At 35.0% G+C, this 16690-nt stretch carries 18 protein-coding genes; 13 read left to right on the top strand and 5 right to left on the bottom strand.

Annotated features, from left to right (window positions below):
* The 9 genes from BN55_RS00005 to BN55_RS00045 form a co-directional block, all read left to right on the top strand.
* Positions 1-438: rod shape-determining protein (locus BN55_RS00005; RefSeq protein ID WP_040469046.1), on the top strand; the 438-nt coding region annotated here is incomplete at its 5' end.
* 189 nt (positions 439-627) lie between these two features.
* Positions 628-921 (top strand): membrane protein insertion efficiency factor YidD, encoded by a 294-nt coding sequence (gene yidD, locus BN55_RS00010; protein ID WP_008469423.1) that lies wholly within the window; start codon positions 628-630, stop codon positions 919-921.
* Positions 922-934: 13 nt separating this feature from the next.
* Entirely contained in the window at positions 935-1162 is a 228-nt protein-coding gene (locus tag BN55_RS00015) for a DUF2969 domain-containing protein (protein WP_008469424.1), read from the top strand.
* A 20-nt stretch (positions 1163-1182) separates the two neighbouring features.
* Complete coding sequence (locus tag BN55_RS00020; protein ID WP_008469425.1) at positions 1183-2373, top strand: FtsW/RodA/SpoVE family cell cycle protein; 1191 nt, start codon at positions 1183-1185, stop codon at positions 2371-2373.
* A 278-nt stretch (positions 2374-2651) separates the two neighbouring features.
* Positions 2652-3437 carry a helix-turn-helix domain-containing protein gene (locus tag BN55_RS00025; RefSeq protein ID WP_147614488.1) on the top strand — a complete coding sequence of 262 codons (786 nt, stop codon included), beginning with the start codon at positions 2652-2654 and terminating at the stop codon, positions 3435-3437.
* A 21-nt stretch (positions 3438-3458) separates the two neighbouring features.
* Positions 3459-4250, top strand: a complete 792-nt coding sequence (locus BN55_RS00030) for a helix-turn-helix domain-containing protein (RefSeq protein ID WP_008469427.1) — start codon at positions 3459-3461, stop codon at positions 4248-4250.
* 68 nt (positions 4251-4318) lie between these two features.
* Complete coding sequence (locus BN55_RS00035) at positions 4319-5230, top strand: zinc ribbon domain-containing protein (RefSeq protein WP_162129584.1); 912 nt, start codon at positions 4319-4321, stop codon at positions 5228-5230.
* 54 nt (positions 5231-5284) lie between these two features.
* A complete protein-coding gene (locus BN55_RS00040) occupies positions 5285-6541 on the top strand; it encodes a zinc ribbon domain-containing protein (RefSeq protein ID WP_008469429.1) in 1257 nt (418 codons plus the stop codon).
* 121 nt (positions 6542-6662) lie between these two features.
* Positions 6663-7499 carry a helix-turn-helix domain-containing protein gene (locus tag BN55_RS00045; protein ID WP_008469430.1) on the top strand — a complete coding sequence of 279 codons (837 nt, stop codon included), beginning with the start codon at positions 6663-6665 and terminating at the stop codon, positions 7497-7499.
* A 52-nt stretch (positions 7500-7551) separates the two neighbouring features.
* On the opposite strand, the gene BN55_RS00050 is transcribed toward BN55_RS00045, so the two are convergent.
* From BN55_RS00050 to rpsD, 5 genes are all read right to left on the bottom strand, one after another.
* Entirely contained in the window at positions 7552-8031 is a 480-nt protein-coding gene (locus tag BN55_RS00050; RefSeq protein WP_008469432.1) for a universal stress protein, read from the bottom strand.
* Between the two features lie 55 nt (positions 8032-8086).
* Complete coding sequence (locus BN55_RS00055) at positions 8087-8371, bottom strand: hypothetical protein (RefSeq protein WP_008469435.1); 285 nt, start codon at positions 8369-8371, stop codon at positions 8087-8089.
* A 309-nt stretch (positions 8372-8680) separates the two neighbouring features.
* Positions 8681-9988, bottom strand: a complete 1308-nt coding sequence (locus BN55_RS00060) for a replication-associated recombination protein A (RefSeq protein ID WP_008469436.1) — start codon at positions 9986-9988, stop codon at positions 8681-8683.
* A complete protein-coding gene (locus BN55_RS00065) occupies positions 9989-10456 on the bottom strand; it encodes a YueI family protein (RefSeq protein ID WP_008469437.1) in 468 nt (155 codons plus the stop codon). It lies immediately after the preceding gene.
* An 82-nt stretch (positions 10457-10538) separates the two neighbouring features.
* Positions 10539-11150 carry a 30S ribosomal protein S4 gene (gene rpsD / locus BN55_RS00070; RefSeq protein WP_008469438.1) on the bottom strand — a complete coding sequence of 204 codons (612 nt, stop codon included), beginning with the start codon at positions 11148-11150 and terminating at the stop codon, positions 10539-10541.
* Between the two features lie 284 nt (positions 11151-11434).
* Here rpsD and ezrA point away from each other — a divergent pair, with 284 nt between their 5' ends.
* The 4 genes from ezrA (at position 11435) to BN55_RS00090 (ending at position 16417) form a co-directional block, all read left to right on the top strand.
* Entirely contained in the window at positions 11435-13168 is a 1734-nt protein-coding gene (gene ezrA / locus BN55_RS00075; RefSeq protein ID WP_008469439.1) for a septation ring formation regulator EzrA, read from the top strand.
* A 93-nt stretch (positions 13169-13261) separates the two neighbouring features.
* Complete coding sequence (locus tag BN55_RS00080; RefSeq protein ID WP_008469440.1) at positions 13262-14416, top strand: cysteine desulfurase family protein; 1155 nt, start codon at positions 13262-13264, stop codon at positions 14414-14416.
* Between the two features lie 9 nt (positions 14417-14425).
* Entirely contained in the window at positions 14426-15643 is a 1218-nt protein-coding gene (gene thiI, locus BN55_RS00085; RefSeq protein ID WP_008469441.1) for a tRNA uracil 4-sulfurtransferase ThiI, read from the top strand.
* Positions 15644-15697: 54 nt separating this feature from the next.
* The gene (locus tag BN55_RS00090) at positions 15698-16417 is read left to right on the top strand and encodes a pseudouridine synthase (protein ID WP_008469443.1); all 720 of its coding nucleotides are present in this window, start codon (positions 15698-15700) and stop codon (positions 16415-16417) included.
* Positions 16418-16690: the final 273 nt, after the last annotated feature.

Consider the following 16690-nt stretch of genomic DNA (forward strand, 5'->3'; position numbering starts at 1 on the left):
GTTGTAAATTATATTAAAAATAGTAAGAATCTTCTTGTTGGCCAGCATACTGCTGAACAAATTAAGATTCAAATTGGAACTGCCTTTGAAGCTGATGATAGTAAACAAATTACTGTTCGCGGACGCGATGTCGTCGATGGACTTCCTAAGCAAACAACAGTAACTGCACCAGAAATTCAAAAAGCTCTTGAAGATGGCTTAATGTCAATCGTTGCAGCTACTAAGGAAGTCTTAGAGCAAACACCGCCAGAGCTTTCTGCAGATATTATCGATCGCGGCATTATGCTTACTGGTGGTGGAGCATTGCTGGCGAACATTGATAAGTTAATTACGTATTACTTGCAAGTTCCAGTCTTAAAAGCTGACGATCCACTAGAGGCCGTAGCTTTAGGAACAGGAATTTTACTTAAGAATATAGAAAATCACCAGAGACATTAAAGATGAATAATAGAATATTTGATCCGGAAGCGATCTTATTAAGATTAAGAAAATTCGGAAAGATCTTATTGTGTTTAATTGTGACCATGTTAATAGGAGCATTGATTGGTTGCACTGTCGCTAGTGGCAATCCGTTTGCAATCTTTTTCCCATCAACATGGATCCATTTCTTTGAGTTTTTAAACTAACATGAAGAGATTTTTAATAGGAATAGTACGTTTTTATCAAAAGTTTATATCGCCGATTTTTCCTCCAACATGTAGGTATTATCCGACTTGTTCGACTTACATGATTGATGCCTTAAAAAAGCACGGGATTTTGCTTGGGAGTATTATGGGACTTGCGCGAATTATCCGCTGCAATCCCTTTATCAGAGGAGGAGTAGATCCGGTTCCGGATAATTTTACTTTAAGGCGTAATCCTCATCCTGAGCGCTATGAGGATGAAATTATAGTGAATGCATTTCATAAGAATAAAAAATAGGAGTTAAGCATTTATGTCTAGAAAATTAGAAAACATTAACATCGAAGTAAATGAAAGAAAGGGAAGCGTAAATCCAACTTGGGAAGTTATTATTCCTGGTAAAAAGACTATCGGAATTATTGAACAAGTTGAAGAACGCTATCATGCAGTTTCAAGTAAAACTAGCCATGATTTATATTCAAAGACTCTTGAAAGTGCAATTAACGAATTGCTTTCCTACTTCACTTTACATGAAAAATAATAAATAGTAGGGGATTATTAATGGCAAAAGTTGAAAACAAAACAGATTGGTTTGATCGAATTGCCTGGGGAGTAGTCATTCCGATTGTGTTACTGGCATTGATAAGTCTGTATTCGATTTGGGTTGCCAGCGTAAATGATCCTCGGTCTGGCAGTCCAGTAAAAAGCGTCTTAATGCAGGCTATCTGGTATGTAATATCAATTGTCATCGTTGTTGTAGTGATGCAATTTGATGCAGAGCAGCTTTTTAGACTAGCGCCGATTGTTTATGGCATTGGGATTGTATTATTGATAGCTGTGCTGTTTTTATATAACCGGCAAGTATTTGCTGATACCGGTGCCAAGAGTTGGTTTAAATTAGGGCCTTTGACTTTCCAGCCATCTGAAGTAATGAAGCCGGCCTTTATCTTAATGCTGGCACGAGTTGTCCAAACGCATAATGCAAAATTTGGTCATACTATAAAATCAGACTGGGTCTTGATTGGCAAAATCTTTTTATGGTTATTACCGGTAGCTGTTTTATTAAAAGCGCAAAATGACTTCGGAACGATGCTGGTATTTATTGCCATCGTTGGTGGGGTTATCTTAGTTTCTGGAATTTCTTGGAAAATTATTGTGCCAATATATGCTGTTGTTTTTGTAATTGGAGCAACGGCAATTTTGCTGGTAGTTACACCAGGCGGTCAGGCCTTTTTAGGACACTTCTTTAGAGCATACCAGTTCCAACGTATTAATTCATGGCTGAGCCCATCTCAAGACACTTCTTCAGGTGCATATCAGTTATGGCAGAGTATGAAGGCAATTGGGTCAGGACAGCTATTTGGTCAGGGATTTGGTAAAGTTAGCGTTTATGTGCCAGTTAGATCGACGGATATGATATTCTCAGTTATCGGGGAATCATTTGGATTTGTTGGTTGCTGCACGCTGATTTTGATCTATTTTTATTTGATCTTTCAAATGGTTAAGATTACTTTTGAAACAAAGAATGCATTTTATTCTTATATTTCAACTGGAATCATCATGATGATCTTATTCCACGTCTTTGAAAATATCGGTATGGGAATTGATTTATTGCCATTAACTGGTATTCCATTGCCATTTGTTTCATCAGGTGGTTCAGCCCTAATTGGGAATATGATTGGTATTGGATTGATTTTATCAATGAAATGGCACCACAAGGATTATATTTTCAGTACTGCTGGCGATTTTTAAAAAACAATTTACACGCAAGTTTTAAGCTTGCGTGTTTTTATTTTGTTAAATTTTGTTGATGAATAGTTTTTGAAAAGAATTAAGTAACAAATAAGTTGTTTGGATCTTTTCATTGACCAAGATTTTTTGAAGTAAATATGCAGAAAAAGCTATAAGACTAAACAAATATGCTTATATGAATAAGGAATAATAATTGTATAACATAGCTTCTTTTTTATCGTAAAAAAGTCGATTTGGAAGATTTGCCAATTAAATTTCACGATCTCTTTAAGATAAAAGTGAAATCTAAAAAAATGGTGAAAAAATTGCTGACAATTGGTGATTATTTAAAGCATAAACGCAAAGATATGCACTTAAGTAGAAAGGCTTTTGCTCAAGGTATTGTTGATAGTTCTTACTTAGCTCGTGTTGAGAAAAATAAAAATGAAATCAGAGCGATAACTTTTATTGAACTGTTAAATAAAAATGGCATTTCTTTAGGCGATTTTTTGGATAATATTGATATGCTGCATTTTCAAAATTATCTTTATCAAATTAAAGTGCGTGAAGCCTATATAGCAGGAGACTTAGATACCTTAATCAAGCTTAGTAAAAATCCAGTAACTTCGAATATTATGAGGATCGTAGTTAATTGGTTAATTGCAATATTAACTGATCAAATAGATACTTTTCCAGAAAAAAATAAAGTAATAATCAAGAATTTTTTGCTCGAAGTTGAATATTGGGATGATGATGTCTTATGGATTATTGCTAATTGCTTAGGGATGTATGATTTAGATCAAGTTAATGGTATCATTAACCGTATTTTAGGTAGCTACACTGATTTTGCTGAATATAACGACTACAAGATTAAATTACTAGCTGAGATCGCGGTTAATTATTTAGAGCTTAGCATAAAAGAGGACTCGTATTCGATTAAGCAAGCTAAAGTAGCCAATTACATTGACCATCTTCCAGCTTGCTCTAGTATTTTTTATGAGAAGTTAAAAGCCAAGTATATTATGCAAACGCATCAATTGCCAAAGATTAACGGCTCAATTTCATTTATTTTAGAATCTATCTAATTTTTTAAATGAGGTTAAATAATGGAAATTGGAACTCAATTAAAGAAGATAAGAATATTATTGGGTTTAACTCAAAAAGAATTCTGTGCAGATATTGTAACTGAATCATTTTATTCTCGAGTTGAAAGCAACCGCAGCAATATTAGCATGGCGAAGTTAATTGAAATTTTGAACTATAATCATGTATCTTTATATGATTTTTTTAAGCCGATAATTCAAGAGCAATTTGAAGATGAAGTAATCATTGCTTTTATCGATCAGGATGTTTCTAAGCTAAAAAAATATTCAGAGACAACTATAGATGGACATCGAGAAATCATCAAGTTAATGGCAGCAATTTTGGAAAATAAAGATTTTAAAGTTTCAAAAGACTGCTTGGAGCAGATGAACAACTTTGTTCAAACAAATGATTTAGCTAATGAAAAGGTTTTAATTGTTCAGTTGCTTTTAGCTCATCTGAGTCCAATTGAAGACCTAGATCAGATAGTGCAGCGGCTTAGTTATGCTTCTAGTATAAATAAAGATAACCTATCTTTAAGAATTATTGCCCAAACATTGCTTGTTTGTGCACAGCGTTTTTATAAGGATAAACAGTATGAGTCTGCTAAAAAAGCGCTAGGATTAATTGATGATTTGCCTAACCGAAGTGTATTAACGTTAGAGAAAGTTTTATCCAAATATTATAAAGCCTTGATTTCAGGGGATGCAGTGCAAAGTAAAAAAATAGAAAAAGTTTTGGCAAAAATAGGATATGAAAAATATCTCAAAAATAAAAATGGTAAATATGCAGATTCTATATCTTTTTACTTATGAAATCATAAAATAGAAAATAGCTTTATAAAAAATAGGATTAATTTAGAAAGTTGAGAGTGAAAGTTAACGTGAAAACCTGTCCAAACTGTGGCGCTGAAATGGAAGCAGATGTGAATTTTTGTACTGAATGTGGTAACGATATTAGAAACGTACCAGTAAATCCTGTCTCTTCTAATTCGCAACCAGTTATGCAAACTCAAACTGGCAATCAAAATCAATATAATCAAACACAAAATTATCAGGCACCTATTCAGCCTCAAACTAGATCAAGCCAAAATCAAACCTTTAGTCGTGTTAGTGAAGGTGTAAAGAATTTTGATAAAGAGAACTTGTGGAAGTGGTTTGTAACTTCTTGGAAGACGCCAAGTGCTGAACAACAAGGTGAAAAATGGTATGGAATTGTTACTTTGCTCTTAGAAATGATTATCTTTTCTTGGGCGTTTGGTGCTGGAATTAAGAAGGCTGCTTTGGCAAATATTCATCCTGAAGCTTTGGGCTACTTTCAAGACAAAACAAATAGCTTTTTCCATTCATTGAGTTTTGATCAGTTTTTAGTTGTATTTATTACGGGAGCTGGCGTAATTGTAGCTGCCTATGTTGCTCATAAATTTGTTTATAATGATCAGTTATCAATTTGGAATTTGATTAATCAGATTGTACAATTGAGTAATATTAATGCGATCTTAGTTTTAGTTCTATCTTTGATTTGCTGGACTAACTTGCAAAGCTCAATTACTTTAATTTTAGGATTGATGTTGTTTATCGGTCTTTTGTTCATGATGGCAGGGGCATATACTGTTCATGAAAACCAACCAGGGCAACGTGATACATTTTATGGAATTATTATTTACTTAGTAATTGTAGCAGCCTTTATCGCAATTACTTACTTTATTGTTAAAGGTCAAATAGTAAGTCAAATTCAAAGTACTTTTGAAATTGATGTTACTAAATACCTTGATCCAAATAACATCCATTTTTAAGTGAATAATCTTGAAAGCTGAATTTATGTTCAGCTTTTTTCTAAGGAGAAAAACATGAAAAAATTTTGTCCACATTGTGGGACTCCAATAACTGGTAAAGAAAAGTTTTGTAAAAATTGTGGTACTGCGCTACAAAATTCCGGTCAACGTGCGAAAAATCCTAGTCAGCCAGTGCAAAATTCAGTAAGTAAACAACCTCAATCTGTTCAGCCATCAATGCAGCATCGCACTACCCAGAGGCAAAGACCGTATAAGCCAAAAAAATCAAATAAGAAAATAATTGCTATTTGTGTGGCAGCAGCTATTATTTTAATTGCAATTGGTGGAGCGTGGTTCTTTACGCAAAAGAGTAATAATGAAGCTAGTGTTTCAACTTCTAAGCAAACCAAGACTCATAAAAAAGCAGCCAAAAAGCCAGCTAAGAAAAAGGAATATCCCAACAATCTTTGGATGTTAATGGGGTATATGAATTATGCGCGTAAGAATTATGAAAAAGGCAAGAACGTTCATAATACTGGTGATTTAGTAAAAGCGGTAGGTAGCGATTTTAGCGATGGTACTTTACGAGTACAACCAAATTCGAATAAGAGTTTTACAGTTTCTAATGATTACGGCAGCGTTGATGTTGCAGTTAACAAAAATAATGTTAAAGTTACCAACGATGGTATGACCGTTGCTACTAAGACTGAATTGAAGAAGACTTTTGGCAAATATAAGAAGCAAATCCAGCAGATAAGCAAGAGCATTGATTCTGATGATGTTGCTTCTGCGCCTAAAAAGAGTGCGACTAGTAAAAGTTCTGATAATTTGAGTGAAGCAGAATTGGCCGTTGCAGCATATCTTAGTCAATTAGGAAATGGAACCCCTAATCAGATGATAGATTATGTTAAAAAGCAGATTAATAAATCTTTAAGTGCTTCAGCAAAAGATGCAACTGGACAGGACTATATAAGCGGATTATATAGTGGAACTTTTAAAGGAAGGAAGTATTATACAATTGCCCATAATTTTTCAACGAGTAATTATACAATTATCTACGTTGATGGAGACCAATATTCAACCCAATCCGGTGGAGCGGGCTTAGGAATGGATGGTGGAGATAATGATAAAATGACGTATTCTAAAAAAGAACTAATAAAATATTATGGGTCACATAAAAAAGAGCTAGATGACCTAATTACTGGGTTAGAAAATGCAAAATCTCATCAAAAAGAATTATCTGATGAAATGTCAAAGCAAAGTTCACAAACATCTGATGACAACTCTGCCGATACCAATGATGATGCCGACAATGAAGATGTCGATGATTAAAATATAAAATAAGCTAGTAGATACTACGACTGGTATTTACTAGCTTTTATTTTGGCTGTTTTATAATGAGAATAAGTGTAAAATATTATTGCTCGGAAAGCTAACTTGAGGAGAACAATTAATGACAATAGGAGAAGCACTAAAACAGATTCATTTGCAAGCAGGACTTACTCAAACGCAAATGGCAGCAGATATAATTACAGAGTCATTTTATTCTAAAGTTGAACGTGTCGTTCACTCAATTGATGCTGATACTTTGATTAATTTGCTAACTGCACATCATTTGGATGTGATTCATTTCTTTACTTTAATTGCAAATCAAAAATCTGTCGCTCAGCCACATTTTGACTTAGTCAATAAAATTACTTTTGCCCAAAATAGAAAAGACATTAGGGCTTTAGATAAAATAGCCTCAGAAATCCAAAATGGGGGGGGTAGTGAGGAATTCTATCTCCAATTTCGCCTTCAGAATGCTTATGCCTGGGTATTGCATTCTAACAAGATGGTATCGTCTGAGATAAAGAAAAAGGTTAAATCGTTAATTTTGGATGAGAATTGGAATCGACCTGCATATCATTATTTAAGTCAAGCTATCATCTTTTTAGATATTGATGAAGCATATTATTTAGTTAATTCCGCTTTTAATGCCTTTAAGAGGAGTGAAAAACGCGATACGTTTTCGCTACAATTTGTGGCTTTAATTGCGGTAAATTATTTGAATTGTTGCTATCATCAAAAGGTAGATAAGAAATATACTAGTTGCGCAATTGATTTTTTGCATAGCTTACCTATAGATGCAAGTATTGGTCTTAACAGCATTTTAGGAACTTATTATGAAGCGCTTTTTAACAATGATGTCCAAACGCAAAAAATGGTTGCTCTAATTTTGAAAAAGAGTGGCTATTTATCAACTATTGAAGATACCTTAAGTAAAAAATTACTTGAAGAATTAAAATAAGATCAAAAAATAAGTTGCCCAATTGAGCAACTTGTTTTTTTGACTTTAAAATTTAGTTTTTTGTATTTTTTTCAATGTCTTGTTTTTGAGCAGCTGGTTCTCTGATTACCAAAACGTCGCAACTGGATGTTCTAGTAACGTATTCAGTAATACTCCCGATTAAAAGCCTTTCTACAGCATTAAGTCCAGTAGCACCAATGATAATTAAATCGATATTATGCTTTTTAGGGAATTCATGCGCAATGATATTCTTGGGTGATCCGAATTCAATTGAATACTTTACATCTTTTACGCCAGCATCTTTTGCTTGCTTGTAGTATTCTTCGATCTTAGCTTGGGCTTCTTTTGATACTTGTTCGACCATAGCTGAATCAAAACTAGAAACATCTTGGAAAGCTCTAGTATCAACTACATGCAAGATCTCAAGTTCAGCTTCATTTCTTTTTGCGACTTCTACAGCTTTACCAAAAGCCATTTCTGCTTCTTTTGATCCATCGACAGCGACTTGGATATGATGATATTGTTTTAGCATATTGTTTCACCTCTCATATATTATTTTACCAAAAAATAGCAAGGTGAGATAAAGACTATGCATTAAGTTTAAGAAAACTCAGTGAAAAGATCATCACAATAATTGATCCTAAAATTAGGGTAATGAAGTTATATTCGCGACTTAGTGTGAATAAAATAAAAATGCCAATTGCTGCCACAATAAATAAGCCAATACTCGTAAAAACAAATAGATTTTTGACCTTAGGGTTAGTTTCAAAATTAAAAATAATAAATTGACCATGACGCTGAGACCAAAGCAAATATGCTCCAGTTAAAATCAGTAAAGCAATAAAGATCAACATAAAGAGTGTAATAACCAACTAAATATCCTCACTTTTTATTTAGATATGAAAAGAAGCGGCTAAAAGCCGCTCCAGTTAATTTACAAATAAAATCTGAGTTGACGTGCTCGAATAATGACGCCTGTTGAACCCGCAGTGTTCAAAATTTGAGCTTACGTCGCAGTGAATATGGATCCTAGAATTGACTAGTATTCCGATTCAGTAGTTATTCGCAAACTCTAACGTCTATTGTTTGATCGGTCAACTGTACTATTAATCTTCGCGATCAACTCAGATCAACTATATTGTATCAAAATATGACTATGTGTCAATAAAAGGGACTTCAAATTAATTGTTTGTTTTAAGGCCGTCATTTTGCATTCTTTTAAGCGTTTCGTATTGATTTTTAAAGGCTTTTTCAAACTTAGAATTGCCCTTAGGATTAAAGTATTTTTGATTTTTCAAACTATCTGGCAAATACTGCTGGGCAATCCAATCGTTGGCAAAGTCATGTGGATATAAGTAATTGATACCATGACCCAATTTAGATGCCCCCTTGTAGTGAGCATCTTTTAAATTATCGGGAATTGAAGCAGAAGGCTTATTTCTAACATCATTTAGGGCTGCATCGATTGCTGAAATAGCGCTGTTGCTTTTTGGCGATAAGCAAAGTTCAATTACGGCATTAGCCAAAATAATTCTTGCTTCAGGTAAACCTACCATTTGTGCGGCCTGGACAGCAGACGTTGCATGCTGGCAAGCAGGAGGGTTTGCTAGGCCGATATCTTCGTAGGCAATAACGAGCAGGCGTCTAAAAATTGCAGGTAAATCGCCAGATTCGCATAATTGAGCTAGATAGTAGAGCGCTGCATCTGTATCAGATCCTCGAATTGATTTTTGAAAGGCGGATATTAAGTCATAATGACCATCGCCACGAGCGTCAAAAGACTGAACTTTGGTTTGGAGCGAATCTGCCATTTGCTCTTGGTCAATGATAATTTTTGAAGTGACTTGGTCTTCATCAATCAATTCTTGCTTGGTAGAGCGAACAGCTAATTCTAAAGCATTTAAGGTATAGCGCAAATCGCCGTTGCCTTTTTGAACTAATAAGTTAAGTGCATCATCGGTTAGTGATGCATTTTCTTTACCCAAACCATTTTTTTCATCATCTAGTGCACGTGAAATTGCTTTTTTAACATCATTAGGAGCCAAACGTTCTAATTCAAAAATCTGACACCGCGACCTGATCGCAGGAGAAATCGAAATATATGGATTTTCAGTGGTCGCCCCGATTAAAACAATTTCGCCAGATTCCAAAAGTGGCAGGAGAAAGTCTTGCTTTGTTTTGTCTAGACGATGAATTTCATCCAGCAGCAAAATAACTGTGCCACTCATCTTCGCTTCTTGGGCGACGATTTGTAAGTCTTTTTTTGAATCGGTGGCTGCGTTAAGTTTTCTGAAAGCATATTTAGTTGATCCAGCAATTGCGCTGGCAATGGAAGTTTTTCCAATGCCGGGTGGGCCATATAAAATCATTGAAGATAAAAGCCTTGCTTCAACCATCCGTCTAATAATTTTACCTGGACCAACCAAGTGACTTTGTCCCACAACTTCATCAATGTTAGTAGGGCGCATACGATAAGCGAGTGGTCTCATTTATTTGCCTCGGTTGAATAATTTTTGCCAAAATGACTTTTTAGTTTGTTTTGCTTCAATAGCGGTAGGGGTAATAGTTGGTGCATAGACTTGGGCAATATCGACACGCATACGATTAATTGCAGTTTTAGAAACAACTAAGACTCCGGTAGCATCGGGTTCATTTTTGGCAGTTTCATCATTAATCAGCGTAAATTTTATATCATCTTGGCTGCATTGTCTCATTAATTTATTAATAAAATCGTTTTGCGCTATTTTGCCGTTAACTAAGATGGTGTAGCCCTTATAATCTTTTAAATGCTCTAAAAATAGGGCATCCAATTTAGGATCGGCGACTTGAGCTATGCTCATACGCACTAAAACTCTTTCTCTAAGCGAACCTAAATAGCGTCTTCGTTCATCAGGTTTAGTTTGCGGAGTTACGCCACTAGCAGCTTGCTCGACTCTTTTACTTAAATCTTCAGTCATTTGATCACCTCGAAATTAAAAAATCTACTAAAAAAGTCTTTCCACAAATGTGAAAAGACTTTTGACATAGAAGCTGTAAAAATTAAAGCTTCTTGTTGTACCATTCAACAACAAGTGCTTCGTCAACTTCTGGTTCCATTTCGTCACGTTCAGGAAGACGAACTAAGGTACCAGTCATCTTGTTATCATCGAATGATACAAATGGTGGACGTGAAACAACTGCTTCAAGAGCATCCTTAACTTGTTGCAAGTTCTTTGACTTTTCCTTCAAGCTGATTTCTTGACCAACTTTAACTTCGTATGAAGGAATGTCAACACGCTTGCCGTCTACTAAAATGTGACCGTGGTTAACAAGTTGTCTTGCTTGTTCTCTAGTAGTTGCAAGGCCTAAACGGTAAACAATGTTGTCTAGACGACGTTCAAGCAATACCATGAAGTTAACACCGTGCTTACCTTCACGAATCTTACCTGCGCGAATGAATAAGTTTTGGAATTGACGTTCATTCAAACCAAACATCCAACGTAACTTTTGCTTTTCTTTTAATTGTTGACCATATTCAGAAACCTTAGCACGGTTATTTGGACCATGGTCACCAGGTGCGTAGTTACGACGACTAATTTCTTTACCAGTACCTGAAAGTGAAATACCTAAACGTCTTGAACGCTTCCAGCTTGGGCCAGTATATCTTGACATAAATATAATCCTCCATAAAAATAAAAAAATTCTTGGAGTAAAATATGAGAAATAAGTTCAACATTCGTGCATCTTAAGTTGCATGTTTCGCCCAGTGCAGCGCGGGTTACTCGTTCACTAAACGCCTTAAGATGTTGACGTTCTTGTCACTTATTGCTGCAAATATTTTACACGACGATAATTATAGTAAAAATGGCTCATAAAATCAAGTAAGATAGTTGCATTTGGCAATGTTTATCCCCTTATTTTTTGCTATAATAAAAGCAGAAATTTTGGAGGATTTTATGTCATCAGCTCAATCAATCATCATTATTTTAATTATTGTACTTATCATTGCTCTTGTTGCAGCTGCTGTGATCATCAATAAGTACTTCAACCATCAAATCGCTCAAATTGATCAAGCTAGCGAGCAGCTTAATGATATAACTGCAAAAGAAAATATTTCCCGTCTAGAAAAAATGGGACTTGCTGGTAAAAGTTTAGCTACTTTTGAAGAAAGCAAGAGTGCTTATCAAGAAGTTGAAACTAAGCAAATTGGCGAATTGCAGCATTTGCTTGAACAAGCCGCTGAAACTAATGCTAAATATAATTTGTTAAAAGCTAGAAGAATAATTAAGCAGGCTGAAGAATTAGCTCAAAGTGCTCAAGAAACCGTCGATAAGAGCAAGACCACTTTTAATGAGCTATTAGAATCAAATCGTGACAACAAGATTCAATATGCCAGCTTATTGAAAGATTATCAACAACAAAGAAAGCAAATTTTAGCTAACTCTTTTAACTATGAGCAATCTTTGACTCAATTGGAAAATGACCTAGCTTTGATTGAAGGACAATTTGATACTGTTAAGAACTTATCTGCTCAAGGCGATCATGTTGAAGCTAAGCGCGTTTTAGATGAAATTAAAGAAAAAATTACTTCTTTAAAAAAGTCTTTGCCAGATATTCAAAAATATGAACAAGACTTAAGGACTATTTTTGGCGAGCAGCTTGATGAAATTACTCATACTTACAAAAAAATGCTCAAAGATAAGTATCGTATTGAAGAAGTTGATGTTTTAGAAACAATTAAACAATTACGTGAAAAGATCGAGGAAAGCCGAGCCGATTTAAGCAAGTTAGAATTAGATAAAGTAAAAAAGATTAATGATGCAATTAACGAGCGTATCGACGGCTTATATGATATTTTAACTAAAGAATTTAAGGCGCGTCCTTTTGTGGACAAGAACCAAGATAAGATTTTAAAGGTTCTTAGCCATATGAGCACTAATTCAGCTAAGCTGGTTGCTAAGCTTGAGCATATTGATGAAAGCTATGAATTAAATCATGGCGAATTGCAAGAAGCAAAAGAATTAGAAAGTAGAGTTAACCACTTAAACGTTGACTTTGGTAGCGACTGTCAAAAACTAGCAGACGGCAAGGGCGTATATTCTGATACTGAAAGCAAATGGCTAGCAATGCTGCAAGAATTAGAGCAAATTGATAACCGCCAAAAGAAGATTTCTAAAGATGTCGATGGTTTATTTGATGCTGAAGAAATCGCAAATGATTCAATCGATCATTTTAAGCAAGATGTTTCTTTGATTTATCGTCGAGTTGAAAGACGACAATTGCCAGGTAAGCCTGAAAGTTTTGTACAAATGTACACTTTGGTAGTTAATGAAATTTCCAAAACTAGCGAAGAATTAAATCAGGTAAGAATTAATCTGGAAAAAATTTCTCAGGAATTAATTCAGATTCAAGAAGACATTGATCGTCTGCAAAAAGAGGCTGATGAAATTCTCAGTTCTGCAGACTTAGTTGAATTGACAATGCAATATTCTAATAAGTACCTCAATAATGCTGAAATTAAGCGTGCACGCAAGCAAGCTTATGATTTATATCAAAATAAATTTGAATATAAAGAAGCGCTTGATACGATTGCCACAGCTTTAGAAAAAGTGGAACCAGGCTCATATCAGAGAATTGAAAAAGAATATTACGATGAAAAAAAGAAAAATGATGAAGATACTAACAATTAGTAAGAAAAATTGCTATACTTGCTAATATAAGGTAAAATCTCAATGATGTTAAAAACGACCTACTGGGTCGTTTTTTAAGAAGGGTAAGATAAAGTGATATATTTCGATAATAGTGCAACAACCAAAGTTTATCCTGAAGCACTTGAAACCTATAATAAAGTTAGCGAGCAAATTTGGGGAAATCCATCAAGTTTGCACAAGATGGGCGATCGTGCTCATCAATTGTTAGAAGCTTCACGCAAGCAGATTGCTGATTTATTAGGAGTGAAACCTTGGGAGATATTTTTCACTTCAAGTGGTAGTGAGTCAGACAATTGGGCAATTAAAGGGACAGCTTTAGCTAAAAAAGAGTTCGGCAACCACATTATTACAAGTGGCGTTGAACATGCTGCTGTGTCTAATGCAGTAAAATCTTTGGAAGATTTGGGCTTTCGCGTTACTGTTTTAGGCGTTGATAAGAATGGCCAAGTTGATCCGCAAGAATTAAAAGAAGCGCTTGATCATGATACGATTTTAGTATCGATTATGGGCGTTAATAATGAAGTGGGTTCAATTCAACCAATTGATGAGATCAGCAAGATTTTAGAAGATTATCCTAACGTTACTTTCCATGTTGATAATGTTCAAGCATTAGGCAAGAATATTTGGGATAAAGTGTTTACTGATCGCGTTGACTTAATGAGCTTATCAGCTCATAAATTTCATGCTCCGCGAGGCGTCGGTATCCTTTATAAAAAAGAAGGTAAGATGATCAAGCCATTAATTGATGGTGGTGGTCAAGAAAAAGCGCTCCGTTCAAGTACTGAGAACTTACCGGCAATTGCAGCTAGCGCAAAAGCAATGCGTTTATATTTGGCTGATGAAAAAGACAATGTCAAACGTGAATTAGCAGTCAAAGAAAAGATCACTGAATATTTGCAAGATAAGCCAGGTATTCATATTTTTTCTCAGGATAACGATAAATTTGTACCAAGCATTCTATGTTTTGCTATGGAAGGTATTCGTGGCGAAACTTTAGTCCATACTTTGGAGGTAAAAGATATTTATGTTTCAACAACTAGTGCTTGTTCTTCTAGAAGCGGTGTGGAAGGCTCAACATTAAGCGCAATGAAAGTTGACGATAGTGTGGCTACTGGTGCAATTCGCTTGAGTTTTGATCCATCAAACACGCCCCACCAAGCTGAGCAGTTCATTTCAGAATTTGATAAAATTTACCAGCATTTTGCACAAATTAATCATTTGAAATAAGGTGAAAAAATGAAATATACAGAAGTGATGGTTCGCTATGGTGAACTTTCTACTAAAGGAAAAAACAGAAAGGACTTTATTGGTCGTTTAGCAGGCAATATTACGCGTTTATTGAATGATTTTCCTGAAGTAGAAATTCATCCTAAGCATGATAGAATGCACATCGTTTTAAATGGTGCGCCTTTTGAAGAAATTGATAGCCGTTTAAAGCGGGTGTTTGGTATTCAGACATATTCCCCAACTATTAAAGTGGAAAAGACTCTTGACGCAATTAAAAAGACTTCTTTAGAGCTTATGCAAGCTACCTATCAAGATGGCATGACTTTTAAAGTTAATACGCGTCGTAGCGACCACGATTTTGAATATGATACTAATCAATTGAATATGATGGTGGGCGATTATCTTTTTGATAATATGCCTAACTTAAAAGTTAAGATGAAAAAGCCGGACTTAGTATTACGCATTGAAGTTAGAAAAGATGCCATTTATATTTCTAACCAATTGATTAAAGGCGCTAGCGGTATGCCAGTAGGTACTGCAGGCAAAGCAATGATGATGCTATCTGGCGGAATTGATTCACCAGTTTCTTCATACTTAGCTTTAAAGCGTGGTGTTGAAATTGAAATGGTTCACTTCTTTAGTCCTCCTTACACTAGTGATAAAGCTTTAGCTAAGGCTAAAGAATTGACTGGAATTTTGGCAAATTACAGTGGAAAAATCAATTTCATTGCTGTACCGTTTGCTGAAATTCAAGAACAAATCAAAGAAAAATTACCTGAAGGCTACTTGATGACTATTCAGCGTCGTTTCATGCTACAATTAGCTGATCGCATTCGCGCAAAACGTGGCGGACTTGCAATCTTTAATGGTGAATCCGTTGGTCAAGTTGCTTCTCAAACGCTAGAATCAATGGTTGCAATTAATGACGTAACAACTACGCCGGTAATTCGTCCAGTTGCTACAATGGATAAGACTGAAATCATTCGTTTAGCTGAAGAAATTGGCACTTTTGATTTATCAATCAAGCCATTTGAAGACTGCTGTACAATTTTTGCCCCGCCTCGCCCTAAGACTAAGCCAAAACTTGATGAAGCTAGAAAGCTAGAAGCAAGATTGGACGTTGAAGGTCTTATTCAAAGAGCAATGGATGGAATTGAAGTTACTCCAATATATCCTAACCAAAAGTTCTTAGACGATCAGGCACAAATCGACCTAGATTTATTGTAAAAATAAAAGAGTTAGCAGAAACTGCTAGCTTTTTTTGTTAAAAAGGTAAAAAACATGAGAATTGATAAATACCTAGCCAATATGAACGTTGGCTCGAGAAAAGAAGTACATAAATTAATTAAGGCTGGTATGGTTTCTGTAAATGATGCAATTATTAAGACTCCTAAAATGCAAGTTCAAGAAGACGATAATGTGATGGTCGGCGATCAAAAAATTAGCTACCAAAAATATCATTACTTTTTGATGAATAAGCCTAAAGGAGTTTTGTCCGCGACTGAAGATTTCCACCAAAAAACAGTAATTGATTTATTAGATAAAAAAGATCAATATCAAAATTTAGCTCCCGTTGGCCGGCTGGATAAAGATACGACGGGGCTATTAATTATCACTAATGACGGTCAGTTTACTCATGAATTGCTCGCACCAAACAAACACGTTGATAAAGTTTACTGGGCAAAGATTGCTGGAGTAGCTGATGAAAATACAGTAAATAAATTTGCAGAGGGGCTTGAATTGGGCGATGGAACGCAATTAAAACCTGCCAAGCTCGAAATTTTAAAGCAAGATATTGATAGAGATAGCAGTGAAATTGAGATTACAATTAGCGAAGGTAAATATCATCAAATTAAAAGAATGTTTGCAAGTTTAGGGATGCAGGTAGTCGAGTTAAAAAGATTATCCATGGGCAGCTTAAAATTAGACGATAGTTTGCAACGTGGACAATATCGCGAGCTAACAGATGAAGAATTAGCTGGATTAAAAAATAAAGCATAGCCAAAATCGCAATAAGTTTGCTCATTGAACTTTAATATCTATTTTTTTCATGCTATAATCAAAAACAAAGCAAAAGTTAAGAGGTACTAGCTTCATTAACAGAGAAAGGCCATCTTGCTGAAAGGCTGGAAGATAGTTTGTAGCTTAACTGCTAATTTACTGAATTAATAGTAAGTTTATTCGGATATAGCACCGTTATCGCTTTAAAGAGAAATAGAATTAATTCTATTTAATTTAGGTGGTACCGCGGAAAATTTTCGTCCTAGACATTTT

Source organism: Lactobacillus hominis DSM 23910 = CRBIP 24.179, from assembly GCF_000296835.1.
Taxonomy (GTDB): Bacteria; Bacillota; Bacilli; order Lactobacillales; family Lactobacillaceae; genus Lactobacillus; species Lactobacillus hominis.

Bases quoted from the DNA above. Each gene is read 5' to 3' on its own strand.
- yidD (WP_008469423.1), top strand. From the start codon at position 628: ATGAAGAGATTTTTAATAGGAATAGTACGTTTTTATCAAAAGTTTATA.
- BN55_RS00015 (WP_008469424.1), top strand. From the start codon at position 935: ATGTCTAGAAAATTAGAAAACATTAACATCGAAGTAAATGAAAGAAAG.
- BN55_RS00020 (WP_008469425.1), top strand. From the start codon at position 1,183: ATGGCAAAAGTTGAAAACAAAACAGATTGGTTTGATCGAATTGCCTGG.
- BN55_RS00030 (WP_008469427.1), top strand. From the start codon at position 3,459: ATGGAAATTGGAACTCAATTAAAGAAGATAAGAATATTATTGGGTTTA.
- BN55_RS00040 (WP_008469429.1), top strand. From the start codon at position 5,285: ATGAAAAAATTTTGTCCACATTGTGGGACTCCAATAACTGGTAAAGAA.
- BN55_RS00045 (WP_008469430.1), top strand. From the start codon at position 6,663: ATGACAATAGGAGAAGCACTAAAACAGATTCATTTGCAAGCAGGACTT.
- BN55_RS00050 (WP_008469432.1), bottom strand. From the start codon at position 8,031: ATGCTAAAACAATATCATCATATCCAAGTCGCTGTCGATGGATCAAAA.
- BN55_RS00060 (WP_008469436.1), bottom strand. From the start codon at position 9,988: ATGAGACCACTCGCTTATCGTATGCGCCCTACTAACATTGATGAAGTT.
- BN55_RS00065 (WP_008469437.1), bottom strand. From the start codon at position 10,456: ATGACTGAAGATTTAAGTAAAAGAGTCGAGCAAGCTGCTAGTGGCGTA.
- rpsD (WP_008469438.1), bottom strand. From the start codon at position 11,150: ATGTCAAGATATACTGGCCCAAGCTGGAAGCGTTCAAGACGTTTAGGT.
- ezrA (WP_008469439.1), top strand. From the start codon at position 11,435: ATGTCATCAGCTCAATCAATCATCATTATTTTAATTATTGTACTTATC.
- thiI (WP_008469441.1), top strand. From the start codon at position 14,426: ATGAAATATACAGAAGTGATGGTTCGCTATGGTGAACTTTCTACTAAA.
- BN55_RS00090 (WP_008469443.1), top strand. From the start codon at position 15,698: ATGAGAATTGATAAATACCTAGCCAATATGAACGTTGGCTCGAGAAAA.